This window comes from Brevibacillus sp. MCWH, from assembly GCF_013096935.1.
Lineage (GTDB): Bacteria > Bacillota > Bacilli > Brevibacillales > Brevibacillaceae > Brevibacillus > Brevibacillus aydinogluensis.
This window is the reverse complement of sequence record NZ_SDLF01000021.1, coordinates 25,503-47,740: the sequence shown is the minus strand read 5'-3', so window position 1 is coordinate 47,740 and position 22,238 is coordinate 25,503. Positions and strand designations below refer to the sequence as shown.

28 protein-coding genes and 1 pseudogene are annotated in these 22,238 nt (G+C 54.3%); 2 read left to right on the top strand and 27 right to left on the bottom strand.

Going from position 1 to position 22,238, the window contains the following annotated elements; genetic code table 11:
• Positions 1 to 19: 19 nt before the first annotated feature.
• The 20 genes from rpmD to rpsJ all read right to left on the bottom strand — a co-directional run bounded on the left by rpmD (position 20) and on the right by rpsJ (position 8,856).
• Positions 20 to 205 (bottom strand): 50S ribosomal protein L30, encoded by a 186-nt coding sequence (rpmD, locus tag ETC00_RS16215; protein WP_029101052.1) that lies wholly within the window; start codon positions 203 to 205, stop codon positions 20 to 22.
• 16 nt (positions 206 to 221) lie between these two features.
• Positions 222 to 719: a 30S ribosomal protein S5 gene (gene rpsE, locus ETC00_RS16210; RefSeq protein ID WP_065067638.1), complete on the bottom strand. Its 498-nt coding sequence runs from the start codon at positions 717 to 719 to the stop codon at positions 222 to 224.
• 18 nt (positions 720 to 737) lie between these two features.
• Positions 738 to 1,100, bottom strand: a complete 363-nt coding sequence (gene rplR / locus ETC00_RS16205) for a 50S ribosomal protein L18 (protein ID WP_065067637.1) — start codon at positions 1,098 to 1,100, stop codon at positions 738 to 740.
• Positions 1,101 to 1,133: 33 nt separating this feature from the next.
• Positions 1,134 to 1,670 (bottom strand): 50S ribosomal protein L6, encoded by a 537-nt coding sequence (rplF, locus tag ETC00_RS16200; protein WP_171567173.1) that lies wholly within the window; start codon positions 1,668 to 1,670, stop codon positions 1,134 to 1,136.
• Positions 1,671 to 1,702: 32 nt separating this feature from the next.
• On the bottom strand, positions 1,703 to 2,101 hold the full coding sequence (gene rpsH / locus ETC00_RS16195; RefSeq protein ID WP_171567172.1) for a 30S ribosomal protein S8: 399 nt from the start codon (positions 2,099 to 2,101) through the stop codon (positions 1,703 to 1,705).
• Between the two features lie 27 nt (positions 2,102 to 2,128).
• On the bottom strand, positions 2,129 to 2,314 hold the full coding sequence (locus tag ETC00_RS16190) for a type Z 30S ribosomal protein S14 (protein ID WP_171567171.1): 186 nt from the start codon (positions 2,312 to 2,314) through the stop codon (positions 2,129 to 2,131).
• A gap of 24 nt (positions 2,315 to 2,338) precedes the next feature.
• Positions 2,339 to 2,881 carry a 50S ribosomal protein L5 gene (gene rplE, locus ETC00_RS16185; protein WP_171567170.1) on the bottom strand — a complete coding sequence of 181 codons (543 nt, stop codon included), beginning with the start codon at positions 2,879 to 2,881 and terminating at the stop codon, positions 2,339 to 2,341.
• Between the two features lie 26 nt (positions 2,882 to 2,907).
• A complete protein-coding gene (gene rplX / locus ETC00_RS16180) occupies positions 2,908 to 3,222 on the bottom strand; it encodes a 50S ribosomal protein L24 (protein ID WP_171567169.1) in 315 nt (104 codons plus the stop codon).
• 50 nt (positions 3,223 to 3,272) lie between these two features.
• On the bottom strand, positions 3,273 to 3,641 hold the full coding sequence (rplN, locus tag ETC00_RS16175; RefSeq protein ID WP_171567168.1) for a 50S ribosomal protein L14: 369 nt from the start codon (positions 3,639 to 3,641) through the stop codon (positions 3,273 to 3,275).
• A gap of 42 nt (positions 3,642 to 3,683) precedes the next feature.
• Positions 3,684 to 3,950, bottom strand: coding sequence for a 30S ribosomal protein S17 (rpsQ, locus tag ETC00_RS16170; RefSeq protein WP_029101060.1), 267 nt, complete (start codon positions 3,948 to 3,950; stop codon positions 3,684 to 3,686).
• Between the two features lie 21 nt (positions 3,951 to 3,971).
• Positions 3,972 to 4,169 carry a 50S ribosomal protein L29 gene (gene rpmC / locus ETC00_RS16165; RefSeq protein ID WP_171567167.1) on the bottom strand — a complete coding sequence of 66 codons (198 nt, stop codon included), beginning with the start codon at positions 4,167 to 4,169 and terminating at the stop codon, positions 3,972 to 3,974.
• Positions 4,159 to 4,593, bottom strand: a complete 435-nt coding sequence (gene rplP / locus ETC00_RS16160; protein ID WP_171567166.1) for a 50S ribosomal protein L16 — start codon at positions 4,591 to 4,593, stop codon at positions 4,159 to 4,161. Before rplP ends, rpmC begins: the two co-directional genes overlap by 11 nt.
• Before the next feature lie 2 nt (positions 4,594 to 4,595).
• Positions 4,596 to 5,264, bottom strand: coding sequence for a 30S ribosomal protein S3 (rpsC, locus tag ETC00_RS16155; protein ID WP_171567165.1), 669 nt, complete (start codon positions 5,262 to 5,264; stop codon positions 4,596 to 4,598).
• Between the two features lie 13 nt (positions 5,265 to 5,277).
• A complete protein-coding gene (gene rplV / locus ETC00_RS16150) occupies positions 5,278 to 5,610 on the bottom strand; it encodes a 50S ribosomal protein L22 (RefSeq protein ID WP_171567164.1) in 333 nt (110 codons plus the stop codon).
• A gap of 29 nt (positions 5,611 to 5,639) precedes the next feature.
• Positions 5,640 to 5,921: a 30S ribosomal protein S19 gene (gene rpsS / locus ETC00_RS16145; protein WP_171567163.1), complete on the bottom strand. Its 282-nt coding sequence runs from the start codon at positions 5,919 to 5,921 to the stop codon at positions 5,640 to 5,642.
• A gap of 51 nt (positions 5,922 to 5,972) precedes the next feature.
• Positions 5,973 to 6,803 carry a 50S ribosomal protein L2 gene (gene rplB, locus ETC00_RS16140; protein WP_171567162.1) on the bottom strand — a complete coding sequence of 277 codons (831 nt, stop codon included), beginning with the start codon at positions 6,801 to 6,803 and terminating at the stop codon, positions 5,973 to 5,975.
• Positions 6,804 to 6,835: 32 nt separating this feature from the next.
• Entirely contained in the window at positions 6,836 to 7,126 is a 291-nt protein-coding gene (gene rplW, locus ETC00_RS16135; RefSeq protein ID WP_029101067.1) for a 50S ribosomal protein L23, read from the bottom strand.
• Complete coding sequence (gene rplD / locus ETC00_RS16130) at positions 7,126 to 7,749, bottom strand: 50S ribosomal protein L4 (RefSeq protein WP_171567161.1); 624 nt, start codon at positions 7,747 to 7,749, stop codon at positions 7,126 to 7,128. The genes rplW and rplD overlap by 1 nt, the downstream gene beginning before the upstream one ends.
• A 17-nt stretch (positions 7,750 to 7,766) precedes the next feature.
• Complete coding sequence (gene rplC, locus ETC00_RS16125) at positions 7,767 to 8,399, bottom strand: 50S ribosomal protein L3 (protein WP_171567160.1); 633 nt, start codon at positions 8,397 to 8,399, stop codon at positions 7,767 to 7,769.
• A 148-nt stretch (positions 8,400 to 8,547) separates the two neighbouring features.
• Complete coding sequence (gene rpsJ, locus ETC00_RS16120; RefSeq protein WP_029101070.1) at positions 8,548 to 8,856, bottom strand: 30S ribosomal protein S10; 309 nt, start codon at positions 8,854 to 8,856, stop codon at positions 8,548 to 8,550.
• Positions 8,857 to 9,135: 279 nt separating this feature from the next.
• On the opposite strand from rpsJ, the pseudogene ETC00_RS16115 reads away from it, so the two are divergent.
• A pseudogene (locus tag ETC00_RS16115) lies at positions 9,136 to 9,471 on the top strand (EamA family transporter); the annotation flags it as partial.
• An 80-nt stretch (positions 9,472 to 9,551) separates the two neighbouring features.
• Positions 9,552 to 9,953, top strand: coding sequence for a globin domain-containing protein (locus tag ETC00_RS16110; protein ID WP_171567159.1), 402 nt, complete (start codon positions 9,552 to 9,554; stop codon positions 9,951 to 9,953).
• A gap of 89 nt (positions 9,954 to 10,042) precedes the next feature.
• On the opposite strand, the gene tuf is transcribed toward ETC00_RS16110, so the two are convergent.
• The 7 genes from tuf to rpoB all read right to left on the bottom strand — a co-directional run bounded on the left by tuf (position 10,043) and on the right by rpoB (position 22,188).
• Positions 10,043 to 11,233, bottom strand: coding sequence for an elongation factor Tu (gene tuf, locus ETC00_RS16105; protein ID WP_171567158.1), 1,191 nt, complete (start codon positions 11,231 to 11,233; stop codon positions 10,043 to 10,045).
• A gap of 122 nt (positions 11,234 to 11,355) precedes the next feature.
• Positions 11,356 to 13,434 (bottom strand): elongation factor G, encoded by a 2,079-nt coding sequence (fusA, locus tag ETC00_RS16100; RefSeq protein ID WP_171567157.1) that lies wholly within the window; start codon positions 13,432 to 13,434, stop codon positions 11,356 to 11,358.
• Between the two features lie 69 nt (positions 13,435 to 13,503).
• On the bottom strand, positions 13,504 to 13,974 hold the full coding sequence (gene rpsG / locus ETC00_RS16095) for a 30S ribosomal protein S7 (protein ID WP_029101075.1): 471 nt from the start codon (positions 13,972 to 13,974) through the stop codon (positions 13,504 to 13,506).
• Positions 13,975 to 14,031: 57 nt separating this feature from the next.
• Positions 14,032 to 14,466 (bottom strand): 30S ribosomal protein S12, encoded by a 435-nt coding sequence (gene rpsL / locus ETC00_RS16090; RefSeq protein WP_029101076.1) that lies wholly within the window; start codon positions 14,464 to 14,466, stop codon positions 14,032 to 14,034.
• Between the two features lie 117 nt (positions 14,467 to 14,583).
• A complete protein-coding gene (locus ETC00_RS16085; RefSeq protein WP_171567156.1) occupies positions 14,584 to 14,838 on the bottom strand; it encodes a 50S ribosomal protein L7ae-like protein in 255 nt (84 codons plus the stop codon).
• Between the two features lie 154 nt (positions 14,839 to 14,992).
• Positions 14,993 to 18,619 (bottom strand): DNA-directed RNA polymerase subunit beta', encoded by a 3,627-nt coding sequence (gene rpoC, locus ETC00_RS16080; RefSeq protein WP_171567155.1) that lies wholly within the window; start codon positions 18,617 to 18,619, stop codon positions 14,993 to 14,995.
• Positions 18,620 to 18,648: 29 nt separating this feature from the next.
• Positions 18,649 to 22,188 (bottom strand): DNA-directed RNA polymerase subunit beta, encoded by a 3,540-nt coding sequence (gene rpoB, locus ETC00_RS16075; RefSeq protein ID WP_171567154.1) that lies wholly within the window; start codon positions 22,186 to 22,188, stop codon positions 18,649 to 18,651.
• Positions 22,189 to 22,238: the final 50 nt, after the last annotated feature.

The following is a 22,238-nucleotide window of genomic DNA, read 5'->3' as shown; positions in this document are numbered from 1 at the left end:
AACCTTTTAAAAATGGTGATTACGCTTCTACTTCTTTTACTTCAACCAGGTGCTTCACTTTGAAGATCATCCCGCGGATTGCCGGATTGTCTTCCTTCACAACAGTTTGGTGAATTTTGCGGAGACCCAGTGCTTTGACGGTATCCTTTTGATCGACGGTGCGTCCGATCAGACTGCGCTTGAGGGTGATTTGCAGTTTTGCCATGTTCATTCCCTCCTTATTAACCCAGCAACTCGTCAACAGTCTTACCGCGCAGTTTTGCGACTTCTTCCGCTGTTTTCAGGCGGCTGAGGCCTTCCAGCGTAGCGTTGACCATGTTGATGGGGTTGTTGGAACCGAGAGACTTGCTCAATACGTCGCCTACACCAGCAAGCTCCAGTACCGCGCGGACAGGACCGCCGGCGATAACTCCGGTACCCTCGGAAGCCGGCTTGATCAGCACTTTGCCGGAGCCGAAATGGCACAGGACTTCGTGCGGAATCGTCGTTCCTTTCAGCGGTACGCGGATCAGTTTTTTCTTAGCGTCTTCAATCGCCTTGCGAATGGCGTCCGGAACTTCTTGCGCTTTCCCCATACCGGCGCCTACATGACCGTTGCGGTCGCCGACAACAACCAGGGCGCTGAAGCTCATGCGACGGCCACCCTTAACCGTTTTCGCAACGCGGTTAACGGCGACTACTTTTTCTTCCAGCTCTAATTTGCTAGGGTCGATACGCATTCCTTACCCTCCTTGTTGTTAGAATTGCAGGCCAGCTTCGCGAGCTGCTTCTGCCAGTGCTTTGATGCGTCCATGATAGATGTAACCGCCACGGTCAAAGACCACTTCGGTCAGGCCTTTTTCCTTAGCGCGTTTTGCGATCAGCGCGCCAACTGCTGCAGCAGCTTCCACGTTTGCGCCGTTTTTCAGGCCCAGCTCTTTATCCAGCGAGGATGCAGCTGCCAGTGTGTGACCGGCCACATCGTCAATCAGTTGAGCGTAGATGTGCTTGGAAGAACGGAATACGTTCAGGCGCGGACGTGCAGCAGAACCTACGACGCGCTTGCGGATACGCAGATGGCGTTTTTTCCGAGCTTTGTTTTTATCAGGTTTCGTAAACATTACGCGGCCTCCCTTCTCATGAAACTACGAAGCTTATTTACCCTTTTTGCCTTCTTTGCGGCGAACCACTTCATCGCTGTACTTGATCCCTTTGCCTTTGTACGGTTCAGGTTTGCGGATCGAGCGGATTTCGGCAGCAACTTGGCCTACGCGCTCCTTGTCGATGCCTTTTACCACCAGCGTGGTTTGGTTCGGTACTTCGATTTCGATCCCCTCTTCAGGAGTGATCTCTACCGGATGGGAGAAACCGAGAGAAAGAGTTACGCCCTTGCCGGACTTCGCGGCACGGTAACCGACACCCACCAGCTCCAGCGTACGGGAGAAGCCTTCGGATACGCCCGTTACCATGTTGGCGATCAGTGCACGCGTCGTACCGTGCAGGGAACGGTGCAGTTTGTTGTCGCTAGGACGTTCAACGATAACTTCATTATCGTTGATGTTAATTTTCATATCTGGATGGAATTTACGAACAAGTGTACCCTTAGGGCCCTTTACCGTCAGCTCGGAACCGTTCAGAGTGAGGGTAACGCCTGCAGGGACCACGATCGGTTTTTTACCGACACGAGACATGTGGTGCACCTCCTGTGCTTTTCAATCAGTAATTACCAAACGTAAGCGAGAACCTCGCCACCCACGTGTGCTTGACGTGCTTGTTTGTCGGTCATCACGCCGGCAGAGGTGGAGATCAGGGCAATACCCAGACCGCCGAGAACTTTCGGGATCTCGTTGCTTTTCGCGTACACGCGCAGACCCGGTTTGGAGATACGCTTCAGACCAGTGATAACGCGCTCGTTGTTCGGGCCGTATTTCAGGAACACACGGATAATCCCTTGTTTGTTGTCTTCAATGAATTCCGCATCGCGAATGAATCCTTCTTCTTTCAGGATGCGAGCGATTTCCTTCTTGATGGTGGACGCCGGAATTTCCACTTTCTCGTGGCGAACCATGTTGGCATTGCGAATGCGGGTAAGCATATCAGCGATTGGATCAGTCATAACCATGAGAGAGAACCTCCTTCCCGTTTCAAATTACCAGCTTGCTTTTTTCACGCCAGGGATTTGGCCTTTGTAAGCAAGTTCACGGAAGCAAATACGGCAGAGCTTGAATTTGCGCAACACGGAGTGAGGACGGCCGCAGCGCTCGCAACGGGTGTAAGCGCGAACCTTAAATTTCGGTTTCCGTTGTTGCTTGACGATCATCGATTTCTTTGCCACATTCTTCCCTCCTTACGATGGGGTTTATTTACGGAATGGCATACCCATTTGAGTCAGCAGTTCACGTGCCTCTTCGTCCGTTTTGGCGGAAGTGACGATGACGATGTCCATCCCGCGTACCTTGTCGATCTTGTCGTACTCGATCTCCGGGAAGATCAGCTGTTCTTTCAGACCGAGGGTGTAGTTGCCGCGACCGTCAAACGCTTTGGAGGAAACGCCGCGGAAGTCGCGCACGCGCGGAAGTGCAACGTTCATCAGTTTGTCGAGGAAGTGATACATGCGTTCGCCGCGCAGAGTTACTTTCGCGCCGATTGCCATGCCTTCACGCAGTTTGAAACCGGCGATGGATTTTTTCGCACGGGTTACAACCGGTTTTTGACCAGCGATGGTTTGCAGGTCTTCTACTGCGGAATCCAGCGCCTTGGCGTTGCCTACCGCTTCACCCACGCCCATGTTGATGATTACTTTTTCCACTTTCGGAACCTGCATGACGGACGAGTAGTTAAACTTGCTCATCAGGCCAGGCACAATTTCTTTCAGGTATTTTTCTTTCAATCTTGCTGCCATCTAGGACATCCTCCTTTCCGATCTGACTACTTGTCGATAACTTCGCCAGATTTTTTCGCGTACCGAACTTTTTTGCCGTTTTCCAGTACCTTGTAACCGATGCGAGTAGGTTTGCCAGACTTCGGATCGATCAGAGATACGTTGGAAACGTGAATCGGAGCTTCTTGAGTTACAATGCCGCCTTGCGGATTGGTTTGAGACGGACGGGTGTGTTTTTTCACGAGGTTGATACCTTCAACCAGAACGCGCTCTTTCTTCGGATATGCAGCGAGAACGCGACCTTTTTTGCCTTTGTCTTTGCCCGCAATTACGATGACAGTATCGCCTTTCTTTACGTGCATCGCGTGGTGCACCTCCTATCGAACAAACTACCTGAGTATTTCCGTTCAGATTAGATAACCTCTGGAGCCAGAGAGATGATCTTCATGAAATCTTTCTCGCGGAGTTCACGAGCAACCGGTCCAAAGATACGGGTTCCGCGAGGAGATTTGTCATCACGGATGATAACCGCTGCATTTTCGTCAAAACGGATGTAGGAACCGTCCGGACGGCGAACGCCACGTACGCTGCGTACCACAACCGCTTTTACTACTTGACCTTTCTTGACAACGCCGCCGGGTGTAGCGGATTTAACGGAGCACACGATTACGTCACCGATGTTCGCCGTTTTGCGACCGGAACCACCCAGAACCTTGATGCACATGAGTTCTTTTGCACCGGAGTTGTCAGCAACAGCCAATCTCGTCTGAGTTTGGATCATTTACTGTTCCTCCTTTCGGATGTGTTTACCCGAAAATCTAGCTTATACAATTACTGCCTCTTCGACGATGCGTACCAAGCGGAAGCGCTTGTCTTTGGACAGCGGACGAGTTTCCATGATTTCCACGATGTCGCCCACTTTTGCCGTGTTGTTCTCGTCGTGAGCCTTGAACTTTTTGGAGTATTTCACGCGCTTGCCGTACAGCGGGTGCTTTTTGTAGGTCTCAACCAAAACCACAATGGTTTTATCCATTTTGTCGGAAACGACACGACCTACCATCGTTCTACGCATATTGCGTTGTGCGGTCATTGTTCAAACCTCCTTCCTTTCTTAGCCGATTCCCAATTCTCTTTGGCGCAGGATGGTTTTCGCACGAGCGATATCCTTACGTACTTGCTTGATGCGAGCTGTGTTTTCGAGTTGACCGGTAGCCAACTGGAAACGAAGGTTGAACAATTCTTCTTTCAAAGAGGCAATGCTTTGTTCGATCTCGGCAGTGGTCAAATTGCGGAACTCATTAGCCTTCATGTGCGTCACCACCCACTTCTTCACGCTTCACGAACTTGCACTTGATCGGCAGTTTGTGCATAGCCAAGCGCATTGCTTCGCGAGCGGTTTCTTCAGGTACGCCGGCAAGTTCGAACATGATCTTGCCAGGCTTCACTACCGCTACCCAGTGCTCAGGAGAACCTTTACCGGAACCCATCCGTACTTCCAGCGGCTTTTGCGTTACTGGCTTGTCAGGGAAGATTTTGATCCATACTTTACCGCCACGGCGGATGTAACGAGTCATCGCGATACGGGCAGCCTCGATTTGACGGTTGGTCACCCATGCCGGCTCCAGAGCTTGCAGACCGTATTCACCGAATGCAACCGTGGTTCCGCCTTTTGCGTTACCGTGCAATTTGCCACGATGTTGTTTGCGGTGTTTCACGCGTTTCGGCATCAACATGATTACTTGCCTCCTTCCTCAGTAGCGGCGTTCTTTTTCGTCGGAAGGACTTCTCCGCGATAGATCCACACTTTTACGCCGATACGACCATAGGTGGTGTGAGCTTCAGCCGTGCCGTAGTCAATGTCAGCGCGCAGCGTGTGAAGCGGAACGGTACCTTCGCTGTAACCTTCGGAACGTGCGATGTCAGCACCGCCAAGACGACCGCTGACCAGTGTTTTGATCCCTTTCGCGCCTGCACGCATGGTGCGGGAGATGGCTTGCTTTTGCGCGCGACGGAAAGAAATGCGGTTTTCCAGTTGACGAGCGATATTTTCAGCTACCAGGGTAGCATCCAGATCCGGTTTTTTCACTTCGTTGATGTTGATGTGAACGCGCTTGCGAGGGTCGATCATTTTCGACAGCTCTTTGCGCAGCACTTCAACTTCTGCACCGCCTTTACCGATTACCATGCCAGGCTTAGCGGTGTGAATCGTTACGTTCACGCGGTTCGCTGCGCGTTCGATTTCAATGGTGGATACAGCAGCATCTTTCAGACGCCCTTTAATGTATTTGCGGATTTTCAGGTCTTCGTGCAAGAGCGTAGCGAAGTCCTTGTCAGCGTACCATTTGGACTCCCAGTCGCGAATAATGCCAATGCGAAGACCAACCGGGCTTACCTTTTGACCCACACGTAATCCCTCCTTATTTCTCGTTTAGTACGACAGTGATGTGGCTCGTGCGTTTGTTGATGCGGGTAGCACGGCCCTGAGCACGCGGACGGAACCGTTTCAAGGTTGGACCTTGGTCAACGAAGATCTTGCCAACTACCAGATTGTTCGGGTCCATCTCGTAGTTGTGCTCAGCGTTGGCGATAGCCGATTTCAGGAGTTTCTCAACAACAGGAGAAGCTGCTTTCGGCGTGTGCTTCAGGATCGCCAGTGCTTCCCCCACCTGCTTGCCTCGAATCAAGTCAACCACCAGGCGAACTTTACGAGGAGCGATGCGAATATAGCGAGCAACTGCTTTAGCTTCCATCTTTGTACCTCCTCTCTGTCAAGAGAAAATTAGCGCTTCTTGGATTTCTTGTCGTTGTCGACGTGACCCTTGAAGGTACGAGTTGGTGCAAATTCACCCAGTTTATGACCAACCATGTCTTCCGTTACGTATACCGGTACATGCTTGCGGCCATCGTACACGGCAAACGTGTGTCCGACGAAATCCGGGAAGATGGTCGAACGGCGAGACCAGGTTTTAATCACGCGCTTCTCGTTTTTCTCGTTCAGCTCAACAACTTTTTTCATCAAGTGGTCATCCACGAAAGGACCTTTCTTCAAGCTGCGTCCCATAAGTGAACCTCCCTTCGCCAAAGGCGTTCGGTTAATTGTCTAAAGCCGACCTTACTTCTTGCGGCGGCGAATAATGTACTGATCGGATTTGTTTTTCTTCTTGCGGGTTTTGAGACCCAGAGTAGGTTTACCCCAAGGAGTAACAGGTGCTTTGCGACCGATCGGAGCGCGACCTTCACCACCACCGTGCGGGTGATCGTTCGGGTTCATTACGCTACCGCGAACAGTCGGACGGATACCCAGCCAGCGGGCACGACCTGCTTTACCGATGTTGATCAGCTCATGGTCGAGGTTGCCGACTTGACCGATGGTTGCGCGGCAGTTGTTGTGAATGCGGCGAGTCTCACCGGAAGAGAGACGTACGATAACGAAATCGCCGTCACGGCCGAGCAGTTGAGCGGATGCGCCGGCTGCGCGAACCAGTTGGCCGCCTTTGCCAGGTTTCAGCTCGATGTTGTGGATCGTCGTACCAACCGGAATGTTTTCCAGCGGCAGAGCGTTACCGATTTTGATGTCGGCATCCGGACCGGAGATGATCTCGTCGCCTACTTTCAGACCCAGCGGCGCGATGATGTAGCGCTTTTCACCGTCCAGGTAGTTGATCAGCGCGATATTGGCAGAACGGTTCGGGTCGTACTCGATGGAAGCTACACGGCCTACGATGCCGTCTTTGTTGCGTTTGAAGTCGATGATGCGATATTTGCGTTTATGACCGCCACCTTGATGACGAACGGTGATTTTCCCTTGGTTGTTGCGGCCTGCTTTTTTGGTCAGGGGCGCCAACAGGGATTTTTCAGGAGTCGACTTGGTGATCTCCTCGAAAGTAGAAACCGTCATTTGGCGACGACCAGGAGAAGTCGGTTTAAACTTTTTGATACCCATGTAAATTCCCTCCTTTTCTGTAGCCGTCGGGGTTATACACCTTCGTAGAACGTCAGCTCTTTGCTGTCTTCAGTCAGCTTAACGATCGCCTTTTTCCACTCGGAGGTGTAACCGGAGTATTTGCCATAGCGCTTCGGTTTCGCAGGAACACGCATGGTGTTGACTGCCGCAACTTTCACGCCAAACACTTTCTCCACCGCTTGCTTGATCTCGGTTTTGTTCGCTTTGAGAGGTACTTCAAAAACGTACTTCTTCTCAGCCATCATGTCGGTGGTGCGCTCCGTAATGACAGGGCGCTTGATGATGTCGTGAAGGCTCTTCATTAGGCGAGCACCTCCTCTACTTTCGCAACCGCATCTTTCGTTACGATTACTTTATCGTGCGCCACCAGGTCGAGAACGTTAATGCCAGCAGCATCTACGAACTTCGCACCCGGGATGTTGCGGGAAGAGAGCGCTACGTTTTGATCGAATTCGGAGGTTACGATCAGCACTTTGCGATCTACTTTCAGGTTGTTCAGGACAGCCTTCATATCCTTGGTTTTCGGAGCCGGGATATTCAGCGCGTCCAGAACCAGCAGTTCGTTGTTTTGCACTTTCGCGGACAGCGCGGATTTCAGCGCCAGACGACGAACTTTGCGATTCAGTTTGTAGCCGTATTTACGCGGAGTCGGACCAAACACAACACCGCCGCCTTTCCATTGCGGAGCGCGAATGGAACCTTGGCGTGCACGGCCTGTACCTTTTTGGCGCCACGGTTTGCGGCCACCACCTCTTACTTCAGAACGGTTCTTCACATCGTGAGTGCCCTGGCGTTGGGAAGCTTGCTGCATCACGATTGCGTCGAAGAGCACAGCGTTGTTGGGCTCGATGCCGAACACGCTATCAGCCAGCTCGATTTCGCCCACTTGAGAACCAGCTTGGTTGTAAAGAGCTACTTTTGGCATGTCAGTTCCTCCTTTCCTTACTTGTTCTTCTTGACTGCCGTGGATACTACAACGTAGCTGTTTTTCGGGCCAGGCACGGAGCCTTTCACCAGAATCAGGTTGCGATCCGCATCTACCTTAACGATCTCCAGGTTTTGGATGGTTACGTTGTCGCCACCCATTTGACCCGGCAGGGTTTGACCCTTGAATACGCGGTTCGGAGCGATCGCACCGAGGGAACCAGGTCCACGATGGTAACGGGAACCGTGAGACATCGGACCGCGGGCTTGGTTGTGGCGCTTGATGGCACCTTGGAAACCTTTCCCTTTGGTTACTCCGGCAACGTCTACGAATTCTCCTTCGGCAAAAATGTCAGCTTTCAGTTCTTGACCAACCTCGTAATCTGCGAGGTTTACTCCGCGAATTTCGCGAATGAAGCGCTTAGGTGCAGTGTTTGCTTTCGCTGCATGTCCTTTTTCCGGTTTATTCGCACGCTGTTCTTTCTTGTCTTCGAAGCCGAGTTGGATCGCTTCATAGCCATCGTTCTCTTGATCCTTCTTTTGCAGAACGACGCAAGGACCAGCTTCGATAACCGTAACAGCGATTGCTGCTCCGTTCGGACTAAAAACTTGCGTCATGCCAAGTTTTTTCCCTAAGATTCCTTTGGTCATGTGTGCCACCTCCTGTACTTATCTCCAAAAAAACAATCATGTTGTATCAAGTCCCTGCCGATGCGCAGGGGTGCCGTTTACGGGGTTTGAAGACTTGGTATTTCGCGTTCGTTAAGACAACGCCCGCGCGTGTATCACATTTACTACCTTACAGTTTGATCTCGATGTCCACACCGGACGGCAGATCCAGGCGCATCAGCGCATCAACCGTTTGCGGCGTCGGATTCAGAATGTCGATCAAACGCTTGTGCGTACGCATTTCAAACTGTTCACGAGAGTCTTTGTACTTGTGAACAGCGCGGAGAATCGTGTACACTGCTTTTTCCGTCGGAAGCGGAATCGGACCGGATACGCTGGCACCGGAACGCTTCGCGGTGTCTACGATTTTCTCAGCAGACTGATCGAGGATTTTGTGATCGTACGCCTTTAAACGAATACGAATCTTTTGTTTTGCCATTTTAGTCCCTCCTTTTTCGCCCATTTTATAAACGGACATTTCTCCGTGGAAATATCCTGCACCCCGGTCATGGCAAAGGGGCCGGGTGTGTCAGCAACCTCCCACATCATCGCAAGTCCATGACCAACATTCAATATTGTACTAAAATGCACTGGGCAACGCAAGTTTTTTCTTGCTGCACAAGGGTTTTCCTGCTGTTCCCCCGCTTCCACCTGCGTGCCGATGCATTCTCGTACCATGTGAGCCCGGAGAGCGGCTCACTTTGCCTATCTTACCCAAAGTCCCCGTGCGATTGCAAGCGGGATCGGCTGGCAAATGAAATTCAGCATCGTCCATGGCGGGATCGGTTTTTATTTTTTCTTTGCCGGAATGAAAGGACTGCACGGCCAAAGCATCGCTGTATTGAGCTACATCGCCCCCCTCACGTCTTTAGTGATCTCGGCGCTGGTTATCGGTGAGCAGATGACCGTGCAGCAGCTTGTCGGTGCCGTCCTGTTATTAGGGGCAATCTGGATTGGAGAATCCGGCAGAGCGAAAGGGATTGAAACTCCTATAAAACTAAGAAGGGCAATTCGGATTTGGCTGCTCATGTGCTCCCTCTTCTTTATTTATTGAGGAAACGCGTTATACTGAAGGATGTACACGCATGTGTGCTGCTGCCATCTTGAACGGCAACACGCAAAGGAGGTAATCCGATGTTCCAACCGTTACAGACACCTTATGAGCTGATCGGCGGAGCGGAAACGCTGTCCCGCCTGGTGGATACGTTTTACGATTTGGTCAAGGAGCATCCCGATCTGGCCCCCCTGTTTCCGGAGGACTTTACCGAGATCAAGGAAAAGCAGTATATGTTTCTGACCCAGTTTCTCGGGGGGCCGACGCTGTACAGCGACCGATACGGCCATCCGATGATGCGCGCCCGCCACATGCGCTTTCCGATTACGCCGAAGCGGGCGGAGGCGTGGCTCGCCTGCATGAGCGAAGCGATGGATCGCATTGGTCTGGAAGGAGAGGTGCGCCATCACATTTTCGAACGCCTCAGACTGACAGCCTACCACATGGTCAATCAATGGGAACCAGACGACAAACAAGCGTAGCAAATGCTCATACGCTTGCGTCGTCTTGTGTTGTTAGGTAAATGAAAAAACCCGACAGCCTACGCTGTCGGGTTTGTTTGTGAGTGGAATTACTCGATGATGGAGGATACTACGCCAGCACCAACGGTACGGCCACCTTCGCGGATAGCGAAGCGAGTACCTTGCTCCATCGCAACCGGTGCGATCAGTTCAACGGTGAACTCGGTGTTGTCGCCCGGCATTACCATTTCAACGCCTTCCGGCAGTTGGATGATACCGGTAACGTCAGTGGTGCGGAAGTAGAATTGCGGACGGTAGTTGGAGAAGAACGGAGTGTGACGGCCGCCCTCTTCTTTGGACAGAACGTATACTTCCGCTTTGAATTTGGTGTGCGGAGTAACGGAACCCGGTTTAGCCAGAACTTGACCGCGCTCGATGTCTTTACGCTCAACACCGCGCAGCAGGGCACCGATGTTGTCACCCGCTTCAGCTTGATCCAGCAGTTTGCGGAACATTTCCACGCCGGTTACGGTAGTGGATTTGGTTTCTTCAGCCAGACCCACGATTTCTACAGGGTCACCCACTTTAACAGTACCGCGCTCTACACGACCGGTAGCAACAGTACCACGACCGGTAATGGTGAATACGTCCTCAACCGGCATCAGGAACGGTTTGTCGGTAGCGCGTTCCGGAGTCGGAATGTAGTTGTCTACAGCTTCCATCAGTTCGAGGATTTTCTTAGCCCATTCGCCAGACGGGTTGTCCAGAGCTTCTTTTGCGGAACCTTTGATAACCGGAATTTCGTCGCCCGGGAACTCGTATTGGGAGAGCAGGTCGCGAATTTCCATTTCAACCAGTTCCAGCAGCTCTTCGTCGTCAACCATGTCGCATTTGTTCATGAATACAACGATGTACGGAACGCCTACTTGGCGGGACAGCAGGATGTGCTCGCGAGTTTGCGGCATCGGACCGTCAGCAGCGGACACAACCAGGATAGCGCCGTCCATTTGAGCAGCACCGGTAATCATGTTTTTCACGTAGTCAGCGTGGCCCGGGCAGTCAACGTGAGCATAGTGACGGTTTTCCGTTTCATACTCAACGTGAGCGGTGTTGATGGTAATACCGCGCTCTTTTTCTTCCGGAGCAGCGTCGATGCTGTCATACGCCATAGCTTTGGCTTTACCTTGTTGAGCCAGAACGGTGGTGATGGCAGCAGTCAGAGTGGTTTTACCGTGGTCAACGTGACCGATCGTACCAATGTTAACGTGCGGTTTCGTACGTTCGAACTTTTCTTTTGCCATGAGAGTTGAATCCTCCTTAAATGATAAGGGTTTTATAGGGTGAAGAAAGGTTTACCCTATCAACGGTTGTCCCCTCAATATTGTAAACCTTTCTCGTTTCAAGATAAAGTCAGTCCAACCGATTATTCACCTTTGGACTTCTTGATGATTTCATCGGCAATGAACTTCGGTACTTCTTCGTAGTGGTCGATCACCATGGAGTAAGTACCGCGGCCTTGCGTACGGGAACGCAGTACGGTGGAGTAGCCGAACATCTCGGACAGCGGCACCATGGCGCGGATGACTTGCGCGTTTGCGCGAGCTTCCATACCTTCGATGCGGCCGCGGCGGGAGTTCAGGTCACCCATTACGTCACCCATGTACTCTTCCGGCACGGTTACTTCCACTTTCATGATCGGCTCGAGAAGAACCGCGTTACATTTCTTCGCCGCTTCTTTCAGCGCGAGAGAACCAGCCACTTTGAACGCCATCTCGGAGGAGTCGACGTCGTGGTAGCTACCGTCAAACAGCGTCGCTTTGATATCGACGAGCGGGAATCCGGCAAGAACACCGTTTTGCATCGCTTCTTCGATACCTGCTTGTACCGCCGGAATGTATTCCTTCGGCACTACGCCACCGACGATCTTGTTCTCGAATTCGAAGCCTTTGCCCGGCTCGAGCGGAGAGAATTCCACCCAAACGTGACCGTATTGACCGCGGCCACCGGACTGACGAACGAATTTCCCTTCCACTTTCGCGGTGCCGCGGAAGGTTTCGCGGTAAGCAACCTGAGGTGCACCTACGTTCGCATCCACTTTGAATTCGCGCTTCAGGCGATCGACGATGATCTCCAGGTGGAGCTCACCCATACCGGCAATAATCGTTTGACCGGTTTCTTCGTTTGTATAGGTTTTGAAGGTCGGGTCTTCCTCTGCCAGTTTGGCGAGCGCCATACCCATTTTGTCTTGGTCTGCCTTGGACTTCGGCTCGATCGCAACGGAGATAACCGGCTCTGGGAAGGTCATGGACTCCAGGATAACCGGTGCCTTCTCGTCGCAGAGCGTGTCGCCGGTCGTCGTGTCTTTCAAACCAACGGCAGCGGCAATATCACCGGAGTAAACCTGGCTGATTTCCTCGCGGTGGTTTGCGTGCATCTGCAGGATACGGCCGATGCGCTCGCGCTTGCCTTTGGTGGAGTTGAGCACGTAGGAACCGGAGCTCAGTACGCCGGAGTACACGCGGAAGAAGGTCAGTTTACCCACGTACGGGTCGGTCATGATCTTGAACGCCAGAGCGGCGAACGGACCATTGTCGTCAGCCGGACGGGTCACTTCTTCCTCGGAATCAGGCAGAACGCCCTTGATCGCCGGGATGTCAACCGGGGACGGCAGATAAGCTACGACTGCGTCCAGCATCGGCTGAACCCCTTTGTTGCGGTAGGAAGAACCGCACAGTACCGGAGTGATTTTGCACTCGATGGTACCTTTGCGCAGAGCCGCCTTGATTTCATCAACAGTCAGCTCTTCGCCTTCCAGATACTTCATCATCAATTCTTCGTCCTGCTCGGCAGCTGCCTCAACAAGTTGCATATGCAGCTCTTCGCACTTGTCTTTCAGCTCGGCAGGGATTTCCGTCTCGTCGGAGGTTTTGCCCAGGTCGTCGGTGTAGATGATCGCCTTCATCGTAATCAGGTCAACCATGCCGACGAACTGGTCTTCCGCACCGATCGGATATTGGATCGGAACCGGATTTGCACCCAGACGGGTCTTGATTTGCTCGACGCACATGTCGAAGTTGGCGCCGATGATGTCCATTTTGTTTACGTAGCAGATACGAGGTACACCGTAACGGTCAGCTTGGCGCCATACCGTTTCCGTCTGCGGTTCTACGCCACCTTTCGCATCGAACACCGTAACAGCACCATCGAGTACGCGAAGAGAACGTTCAACCTCTACAGTGAAGTCTACGTGACCAGGCGTGTCGATGATGTTGATGCGGTGACCTTTCCATTGCGCTGTGGTAGCAGCAGAAGTGATGGTGATACCGCGCTCTTGTTCTTGCTCCATCCAGTCCATGGTCGCCGCACCTTCGTGCGTTTCACCAATCTTGTGAACGCGACCCGTGTAGAAAAGAATACGCTCGGTGGTAGTCGTCTTACCGGCATCGATGTGAGCCATGATACCGATGTTTCGCGTATTCGGCAGAGAGAACTCGCGAGCCATGTGGTATGCTCCTTCCATACTCGAGTGTGGGAATATACGGGTATCCAAAGCGGACACCCGCTTTGGATACTACCAGCGATAGTGTGCAAACGCTTTGTTTGCTTCAGCCATCTTGTGCGTGTCCTCACGCTTTTTCACTGCTGCACCAGTGTTGTTAGCCGCGTCGATGATTTCCGCAGCGAGACGCTGTTCCATGGTTTTCTCACCACGGGTACGCGCGTAGTTTACCAGCCAGCGCAGACCGAGAGTGGTACGGCGCTCCGGCTTCACCTCAACCGGTACTTGGTAGTTGGCACCGCCGACACGGCGAGCTTTAACTTCCAGTACGGGCATGATGTTTTTCAGCGCTTCTTCGAATACTTCCATCGGGTTGCGACCAGTGCGCTCCTCAACAATCTTGAAAGCATTGTACAGGATGTTTTGCGCAACACCGCGCTTGCCGTCGTACATCAGCTTGTTGATCAGTCGGGTAACCAGCTTGCTGTTGTAGATCGGATCAGGCAGCACGTCACGACGGGCTACAGGACCTTTACGAGGCATCGTATTCCCTCCTTCTGTTTAATTTTTTCTCACGCCTTTTCTCTCAGGCGATAATTGTTATTTTTTCGCTGCAGCTTGGCCCGGTTTCGGACGTTTGGTACCGTATTTGGAACGACCTTGCTTGCGGTTGTTCACACCGGCAGTGTCAAGCGCACCGCGGACGATGTGATAACGAACCCCCGGCAGGTCTTTTACACGGCCGCCGCGAACCAGAACCACGCTGTGTTCTTGCAGGTTGTGGCCAATACCACCAATGTAAGCTGTAACCTCAATGCCGTTGGTCAAACGCACACGCGCGTATTTACGCAGCGCGGAGTTCGGCTTCTTCGGAGTCATGGTACCCACACGAGTGCAGACACCGCGTTTTTGAGGAGAGCTTTGGTTGGTTTGGGTTTTCTTGAAGCTGTTGTACCCTTTTTGCAGAGCAGGGGACTTCGACTTCACAACCTTGTCCTTGCGACCTTTGCGCACCAATTGGTTCATTGTAGGCATGGATGTTACCTCCCTTCTTATTACCCAATCTCAAGACCACAGATCCAGGTGAGTCATTTTTGGGTCAAATAGAAAGTCTTTGCAAGCAACCCACAGGGATCGCCAACAAAAACATCGTTAACCACTCTTCTTGATCGCGGCAGTTGCCGCTCCCACCTCGATTCCGCACGCTTTGCCCAGGCGGCGCATGGAATCGACGTAGATGACTGGCACACCCTTCTCTTTGCAAAGGAGCTCAACCTTTTGGGTCAGACGGCGATCAGCGTCTGTGGCGATAAAGACCGTATCCACCTGCTGGTGTTCCACGGCTTTCATCGTCTGCTTGATGCCGATAGTCAGCTCCTTGGCCCGCTCTACTTTTTCATAAGACATGATAATCATATCCTCCAAAGTACAGATGTCAGGCACACTTGAATATAATATCAGTTGGGTGATTGAATGTCAACGCCTATGATCCGCAGATCTTTACTTTTTTGATAAACAAGGTGCCCTCCCGAGCGGAAGGGCACCTTTCTTGCGTCACGGTCTATTCTACCGAAACAGCTTCCAGCTGTTCCTGACCTCCGTTGGCCTGCGCTTCCTGTTCGGCGCGGCTCAACACCTTGATGTTGCGGTAACGCGACATGCCGGTGCCGGCCGGTACCAGTTTCCCGATAATGACGTTTTCCTTCAGGCCGAGCAGGCGGTCCACCTTGCCCTTGATCGCGGCGTCGGTGAGGACGCGCGTCGTTTCCTGGAAGGATGCGGCCGACAGGAAGGAGTCGGTTTCGAGCGACGCCTTGGTAATCCCCAACAGGACCGGACGACCCACGGCAGGCGTTTTGCCTTCCATGAGCACCTTGGCGTTTGCCTGCTCGAACTCGTGCACTTCCACGTAGGAGCCCGGCAGCAGGTCGGTGTCTCCGCTGTCGATGACGCGCAGCTTGCGCAGCATCTGACGGATCATGACCTCGACGTGCTTGTCGTTAATTTCTACCCCCTGCATCCGGTATACTTTTTGCACCTCTTGCAGGATGTAGTTGGACACACCGCGCTGGCCGCGTACTTTCAGCATTTCTTTCGGGTCAACGGAACCTTCGGTGAGCTCGTCGCCGGCACTCAGCTTGGTGCCCACGGATACTTTGATGCGGGAACCGTACGGAACGGCGTACACCTTGTTTTCCGCCTCGCCGCGCACCTCGATTTCGCGGCGGTCTTTGCCTTCGCGGATGTCGATCACTTCCCCGTCGATCTCGGAGATGACCGCTTGCCCTTTCGGATTGCGGGCTTCGAACAGCTCCTGAATCCGCGGCAAACCTTGGGTAATGTCGTCACCCGCAACCCCACCGGTGTGGAACGTCCGCATCGTCAGCTGGGTACCCGGTTCACCGATGGACTGAGCGGCGATAATGCCGACTGCTTCGCCGATCTCCACTTCGGACCCGGTCGCCAGGTTGCGGCCGTAGCAGCGTTTGCAGACGCCATGGCTGGTGCGGCAGGACAGCACGCTGCGGATATACACCTCGGTGATGCCGGCTTTTTCGATCTTGTCGGCGATCTCCTCGGTGATCTCCTGGTTGCGGCCGACGATGATTTCGCCCGTCTCCGGATGGCGCAGGGTCTCGAAGCAGGTACGGCCGATGATGCGGTCAGCCAGCTTCTCGATTTCTTCCTTGCCGTCCTTGATCGCGGAGACGCGGATGCCCTTGTCGGTGCCGCAATCCTCTTCGCGGACGATCACGTCCTGGGCCACGTCGACGAGACGGCGGGTCAGATAACCCGAGTCAGCCGTCCGCAGCGCCGTGTCGGCGAGACCTTTCCGCGCGCCGTGCGTGGAGATAAAGTACTCCAATACGGTCAGACCTTCACGGAAGTTGGACTTGATCGGCAGCTCGATAATCCGGCCGGACGGGTTGGCCATGAGACCGCGCATCCCCGCCAGCTGTGTAATCTGCGACACGTTACCGCGGGCACCGGAGTTGGCCATCATGTAGATCGCGTTGAATTTGTCCATGGACTTCATCAGGACGTCGGTCACTTCATCCTTGGCCTTGGACCAGATGGAGATAACCCGGTCGTAGCGCTCGTCCTCGGTAATCAGACCGCGGCGGTACTGCGTCATGACGGTCTGTACCTTTTTGTCCGCCTCTTCCAGAATCACTTTCTTTTGCTCCGGCACGACGATGTCGGCGACAGCAATGGTGATCCCGGCCTTGGTCGAGTACATGAAGCCCAGTTCCTTGATCTTGTCGAGGATCTTGGACGTTTCTGTCGTTCCGAAGCGGCGGAAACACTCGGAGATGATCGTTCCGAGGAAGCCTTTTTTCACGGCTCCCTGGTCCGGCAGCTTCTTGATAAACTCTTTTACGTTTGTGCCTTTTTCAAAGATGAAGTACTCGTTCGGCACGCCGTTTTGCAGGTTGCCCTTGGTCGGAACGTTGATGTACGGCAGTTCCGGCGGGAAGATTTCGTTGAAAATCAGTTTCCCGACGGTCGTGACCAGAAGCGCGTTCTTCTGCTCTTCGGTAAAGCTGGTTTTGTTCAGGCTCTTGGCCGGCAGCGCGATGCGCGTATGCAGGCTGATGTAGCCGTGCTGGTACGCAGCAATAGCGTCATGCGGATCGCGGTATACCGTACCTTCGCCTTTGGCGCCCTCGCGCTCCAAGGTCAGATAATACGAACCCAGTACCATGTCCTGGGACGGTGTTACGACTGGTTTCCCGTCTTTCGGGTTCAGGATGTTTTGCGCCGCCAGCATGAGGATGCGGGCTTCCGCCTGCGCCTCTGCGGAAAGCGGCACGTGCACAGCCATCTGGTCGCCGTCGAAGTCGGCGTTGTACGCCGTACATACGAGCGGGTGCAGACGGATCGCGCGGCCTTCCACCAGTACCGGTTCGAACGCCTGGATACCAAGACGGTGCAGGGTGGGGGCGCGGTTCAGGAGCACCGGGTGTTCGCGGATGACGTCCTCGAGAACGTCCCACACTTCGGGCTGCACGCGTTCCACCTTGCGTTTGGCGCTCTTGATGTTGTGCGCGAGACCTTTGGCCACCAGTTCCTTCATCACGAACGGCTTGAACAGTTCCAGCGCCATTTCCTTCGGCAGACCGCACTGGTACATTTTCAGGTTCGGGCCGACGACAATTACGGAACGGCCGGAATAGTCCACGCGCTTACCCAGCAGGTTTTGGCGGAAACGGCCCTGTTTCCCTTTCAGCATGTGGCTGAGCGATTTCAGCGGGCGGTTGCCCGGACCGGTCACCGGACGGCCGCGGCGGCCGTTGTCGATCAGCGCATCCACCGCTTCCTGCAGCATGCGCTTTTCATTTTGCACGATGATGTCCGGAGCGCCCAGTTCCAGTAGGCGCTTCAGCCGGTTGTTGCGGTTGATCACGCGGCGGTACAGGTCGTTCAGGTCGGAGGTGGCGAAACGGCCCCCGTCCAACTGAACCATCGGACGCAGCTCCGGCGGAATGACCGGCAGCACGTCAAGCACCATCCACTCCGGACGGTTGCCGGAGTTGCGGAATGCCTCCAGCACTTCGAGGCGCTTGATCGCGCGGTTGCGCCGCTGCCCTTGTGCCGTCTTCAGCTCTTCCTTCAGCGCTTCCACTTCTTTGTCCAAGTCGATTTCCTGGAGCAGGCGCTTGATCGCTTCCGCCCCCATCATCGCCTGGAAGGAGTAGCCGTATTTTTCACGATAGTTGCGGTATTCCTTTTCGGACAGCAGCTGTTTTTTGTCCAGCGGCGTATCGCCCGGATCGGTTACCACGTAGGATGCAAAGTAGATGACTTCTTCCAGGGAACGCGGCGACATGTCGAGCACGAGGCCCATGCGGCTCGGGATCCCTTTGAAGTACCAGATGTGAGAGACGGGGGCAGCCAGTTCGATGTGCCCCATCCGCTCACGACGAACCTTGGCGCGGGTCACTTCCACGCCGCAGCGGTCGCACACGACGCCTTTGTAGCGAACGCGCTTGTACTTGCCGCAGTGGCACTCCCAATCCTTGGTCGGACCGAAAATGCGCTCACAGAACAAACCGTCCTTTTCCGGCTTCAGTGTGCGGTAGTTGATCGTCTCCGGCTTTTTCACTTCCCCGTACGACCAGGAACGGATCTTGTCCGGGGAAGCCAAGCCGATCTTCATGTATTCGAAGTTGTTCACATCAATCACAGGGCGTTACCTCCCTTTGTACCGGAATCTTACTCTTCGTCCAGGCTTCCAGCTTCAAGTACGAGGTTCAGCTTTTCACCGGTGCCCTCGTCCTCTTCTTCCATTTCACGCATTTCAATTTCCTGCTCGTCTTCGGACAGGATCTTCACGTCCATACCCAAGCTTTGCAGTTCCTTGATGAGAACCTTGAAGGACTCAGGAACACCCGGCTCCGGTACGTTTTCGCCTTTGACGATCGCTTCGTACGTTTTCACACGACCCACGACGTCGTCGGACTTGACGGTAAGGATTTCCTGCAAGGTGTATGCTGCGCCGTACGCTTCCAGCGCCCACACCTCCATCTCCCCGAAGCGCTGGCCGCCAAACTGGGCTTTCCCGCCCAGCGGCTGCTGCGTGACGAGAGAGTAAGGACCGGTGGAACGGGCGTGAATCTTGTCGTCGACAAGGTGCGCCAGCTTCAGCATGTACACGCAACCGACCGTGACGCGGCGGTCAAACGGTTCACCCGTGCGGCCGTCGTACAGAATGGTTTTTCCGTCGCGGTCCAATCCGGCTTCTTCCAGCGTCTGGAATACGTCTTCCTGACGCGCCCCGTCGAATACCGGCGTCGCCACGTGGATGCCCAGCATCTTGGCAGCCATCCCCAAGTGGGTCTCCAGCACCTGCCCGATGTTCATCCGGGACGGTACGCCCAGCGGGTTGAGCACGATCTCGACCGGCGTGCCATCCGGCAGGAACGGCATGTCTTCCTCCGGCATGATGCGGGCGATAACCCCTTTGTTACCGTGGCGGCCCGCCATCTTGTCACCCACGGAGATTTTCCGTTTTTGGGCGATGTACACGCGCACCAGTTGGTTGACGCCCGGCGGCAGTTCGTCACCGTTTTCACGTGTAAACACCTTGACGTCGACGACGATACCGGAACCGCCGTGCGGCACGCGCAGGGAGGTATCGCGAACTTCACGCGCCTTTTCCCCGAAGATGGCGTGCAGCAGGCGCTCTTCTGCGGTCAGCTCGGTAACCCCTTTCGGCGTCACCTTCCCGACCAGAATGTCGCCGTCTTGAATTTCTGCCCCGACGCGCACGATGCCGCGCTCGTCCAGGTTTTTCAACGCGTCTTCACCCACGTTCGGGATGTCGCGCGTGATCTCTTCCGGACCGAGCTTGGTGTCGCGTGCTTCGGACTCGTATTCTTCGATATGGATAGACGTATAGACGTCGTCTTTTACCAGTTTTTCGCTCAGGAGAATGGCGTCCTCGTAGTTGTACCCTTCCCAGGTCATGAACGCAACGATGACGTTGCGGCCCAGCGCCAGTTCGCCTTTTTCCGTGGACGGACCGTCAGCGATGATGTCGCCCTTCTCCACCCAGTCGCCTTTTCGCACGATCGGGCGCTGGTTGATGCAGGTGCCCTGGTTGGAACGGATAAACTTGTGCAGCTTGTATTTGTCGATGTCGCCTGCTACCTTCTTGCCGTCGATCTCCTTGTAGCGGCGCACCCAGATCTCGCGGGCAGTTACGCGCTCCACCTGGCCATCGTGCTTCGCCACGACCGCCACGCCGGAGTCCTGTGCTGCCTTGTGCTCCATCCCGGTGCCGACAAACGGCGCCTGCGGCACGAGCAGCGGAACGGCTTGCCGCTGCATGTTGGAACCCATCAACGCGCGGTTGGCGTCGTCGTTTTCCAGGAACGGAATCAGCGCCGTTGCCACCGATACGACCTGCTTCGGAGAAACGTCCATAAAGTCAACCTTGTCGCGCGGCACGCTCAGGATCTCGCCCTTGCGACGACAGATGACCATCTCGTTGATGAAGCGGCCTTCCTCATCAAGCGGCTGGTTGGCCTGCGCCACGTTGTACACGTCTTCTTCGTCCGCCGTCAGGTAGACGATTTCGTCCAGCACGCGGCCCGTCTCCGGGTCCACTTTGCGCCGCGGCGTCTCGATGAAGCCGTAGTCGTTGATGCGGGCATAAGTGGAGAGCGAGTTGATCAGACCGATGTTCGGACCCTCAGGCGTCTCAATCGGGCACATCCGGCCGTAGTGGGAGTGGTGAACGTCACGCACTTCGAAACCGGCCCGTTCGCGGGTCAGACCGCCGGGACCGAGCGCGGACAGACGGCGCTTGTGCGTCAGCTCTGCCAGCGGGTTGGTCTGGTCCATGAACTGGGAGAGCTGGGAGCTGCCGAAGAACTCCTTGATCGCAGCAATCACCGGACGAATGTTGATCAAAGCCTGCGGCGTGATCTGGTTCTGATCCTGGATCGACATGCGCTCGCGGACTACGCGCTCCATCCGGGACAGACCGATGCGGAACTGGTTCTGCAGCAGTTCGCCCACGGAGCGGAGACGACGGTTGCCGAGGTGGTCGATGTCGTCAGTCGAACCAACGCCGTGCAGCAGGTTGATGAAGTAGTTGATCGCGGCCACGATGTCAGCCGGCGTAATGTGCTTGATGGATTTGTCCACATTGCCGTTGCCGATCACCTTGATGATCTTGCCGTCTTCGTTCGGAGAGAAGATGTTGATCGCCTGCAGGCGCAGCGTGTCTTCTTCCAGAACGCCGCCGTGGGTGCGGACATCCACAAATCCGACGCTCTCTTCCAGAGCCGGCAGGATGCGGTCCAGCAGACGGCGGTCAATCACCTGGCCTGCTTCGGCAATGATCTCGCCGGTACGGGTGTCTACGAGCGTTTCCGCCAGCCGTTGATTGTACAGGCGGTTTTTCAGGTGCAGCTTCTTGTTCATTTTGTAACGGCCGACAGAAGCCAGATCATAGCGTTTCGGATCGAAGAAGCGGGAGATGAGCAGGCTCTTCGCGTTTTCCACTGTCGGCGGCTCACCCGGACGCAGGCGCTCGTAGATCTCGATCAGCGCCTTTTCCACGGAATCGGTGTTGTCTTTTTCCAACGTGTTCTTGATATATTCGTCCTCGCCCAGAAGGTTGAGAATTTCGATATCAGAGCCAAAGCCGAGCGCACGCAAAAGGACCGTTACCGGGATTTTGCGGGTACGGTCGATGCGGACGTAAATGACGTCTTTCGCATCGGTTTCCAGCTCCAGCCATGCGCCGCGGTTTGGAATCACCGTCGCGGTAAACGTCTGTTTACCGTTTTTGTCCACTTTGGTGTTGTAATATACACTGGGGGAACGAACAAGCTGGCTTACGATGACACGCTCAGCCCCGTTGATGATGAAGGTTCCCGTTTCCGTCATGAGCGGGAAATCCCCCATGAAGACCTCTTGTTCCTTCACTTCGCCCGTCTCTTTGTTCAGCAAGCGAACCTTCACGCGCAGAGGCGCCGCATATGTGACGTCGCGTTCTTTCGACTCGTCCACGTCATATTTCGGTTCACCCAAGCTGTAATCGATGAACTCCAGCACAAGGTTTCCGGTGAAATCCTGGATCGGCGAAATATCTTGAAACATTTCGCGCAGCCCTTCGTCCAAAAACCATTGATAGGACTTCTGCTGAATCTCGATCAGATTGGGAAGGCCCAGCACTTCGTTAATGCGTGAGTACGTACGACGCTGGCGATGTCGGCCACTTTGAATCACTTTTCCTGCCAACTTATTCACCCCTCAGGTTGTGTTTTCACACAAAATAAAAATGGGTTAAA

Excerpts from the sequence above, each read along its gene's own strand:
- rpmD (WP_029101052.1), bottom strand. The coding sequence starts at position 205 with ATGGCAAAACTGCAAATCACCCTCAAGCGCAGTCTGATCGGACGCACC.
- rpsE (WP_065067638.1), bottom strand. The coding sequence starts at position 719 with ATGCGTATCGACCCTAGCAAATTAGAGCTGGAAGAAAAAGTAGTCGCC.
- rplR (WP_065067637.1), bottom strand. The coding sequence starts at position 1,100 with ATGTTTACGAAACCTGATAAAAACAAAGCTCGGAAAAAACGCCATCTG.
- rplF (WP_171567173.1), bottom strand. The coding sequence starts at position 1,670 with ATGTCTCGTGTCGGTAAAAAACCGATCGTGGTCCCTGCAGGCGTTACC.
- rpsH (WP_171567172.1), bottom strand. The coding sequence starts at position 2,101 with ATGGTTATGACTGATCCAATCGCTGATATGCTTACCCGCATTCGCAAT.
- rplE (WP_171567170.1), bottom strand. The coding sequence starts at position 2,881 with ATGGCAGCAAGATTGAAAGAAAAATACCTGAAAGAAATTGTGCCTGGC.
- rplX (WP_171567169.1), bottom strand. The coding sequence starts at position 3,222 with ATGCACGTAAAGAAAGGCGATACTGTCATCGTAATTGCGGGCAAAGAC.
- rplN (WP_171567168.1), bottom strand. The coding sequence starts at position 3,641 with ATGATCCAAACTCAGACGAGATTGGCTGTTGCTGACAACTCCGGTGCA.
- rpsQ (WP_029101060.1), bottom strand. The coding sequence starts at position 3,950 with ATGACCGCACAACGCAATATGCGTAGAACGATGGTAGGTCGTGTCGTT.
- rpmC (WP_171567167.1), bottom strand. The coding sequence starts at position 4,169 with ATGAAGGCTAATGAGTTCCGCAATTTGACCACTGCCGAGATCGAACAA.
- rplP (WP_171567166.1), bottom strand. The coding sequence starts at position 4,593 with ATGTTGATGCCGAAACGCGTGAAACACCGCAAACAACATCGTGGCAAA.
- rplV (WP_171567164.1), bottom strand. The coding sequence starts at position 5,610 with ATGGAAGCTAAAGCAGTTGCTCGCTATATTCGCATCGCTCCTCGTAAA.
- rpsS (WP_171567163.1), bottom strand. The coding sequence starts at position 5,921 with ATGGGACGCAGCTTGAAGAAAGGTCCTTTCGTGGATGACCACTTGATG.
- rplB (WP_171567162.1), bottom strand. The coding sequence starts at position 6,803 with ATGGGTATCAAAAAGTTTAAACCGACTTCTCCTGGTCGTCGCCAAATG.
- rplW (WP_029101067.1), bottom strand. The coding sequence starts at position 7,126 with ATGAAGAGCCTTCACGACATCATCAAGCGCCCTGTCATTACGGAGCGC.
- rplD (WP_171567161.1), bottom strand. The coding sequence starts at position 7,749 with ATGCCAAAAGTAGCTCTTTACAACCAAGCTGGTTCTCAAGTGGGCGAA.
- rplC (WP_171567160.1), bottom strand. The coding sequence starts at position 8,399 with ATGACCAAAGGAATCTTAGGGAAAAAACTTGGCATGACGCAAGTTTTT.
- rpsJ (WP_029101070.1), bottom strand. The coding sequence starts at position 8,856 with ATGGCAAAACAAAAGATTCGTATTCGTTTAAAGGCGTACGATCACAAA.
- ETC00_RS16110 (WP_171567159.1), top strand. The coding sequence starts at position 9,552 with ATGTTCCAACCGTTACAGACACCTTATGAGCTGATCGGCGGAGCGGAA.
- tuf (WP_171567158.1), bottom strand. The coding sequence starts at position 11,233 with ATGGCAAAAGAAAAGTTCGAACGTACGAAACCGCACGTTAACATTGGT.
- fusA (WP_171567157.1), bottom strand. The coding sequence starts at position 13,434 with ATGGCTCGCGAGTTCTCTCTGCCGAATACGCGAAACATCGGTATCATG.
- rpsG (WP_029101075.1), bottom strand. The coding sequence starts at position 13,974 with ATGCCTCGTAAAGGTCCTGTAGCCCGTCGTGACGTGCTGCCTGATCCG.
- rpsL (WP_029101076.1), bottom strand. The coding sequence starts at position 14,466 with ATGCCTACAATGAACCAATTGGTGCGCAAAGGTCGCAAGGACAAGGTT.
- ETC00_RS16085 (WP_171567156.1), bottom strand. The coding sequence starts at position 14,838 with ATGTCTTATGAAAAAGTAGAGCGGGCCAAGGAGCTGACTATCGGCATC.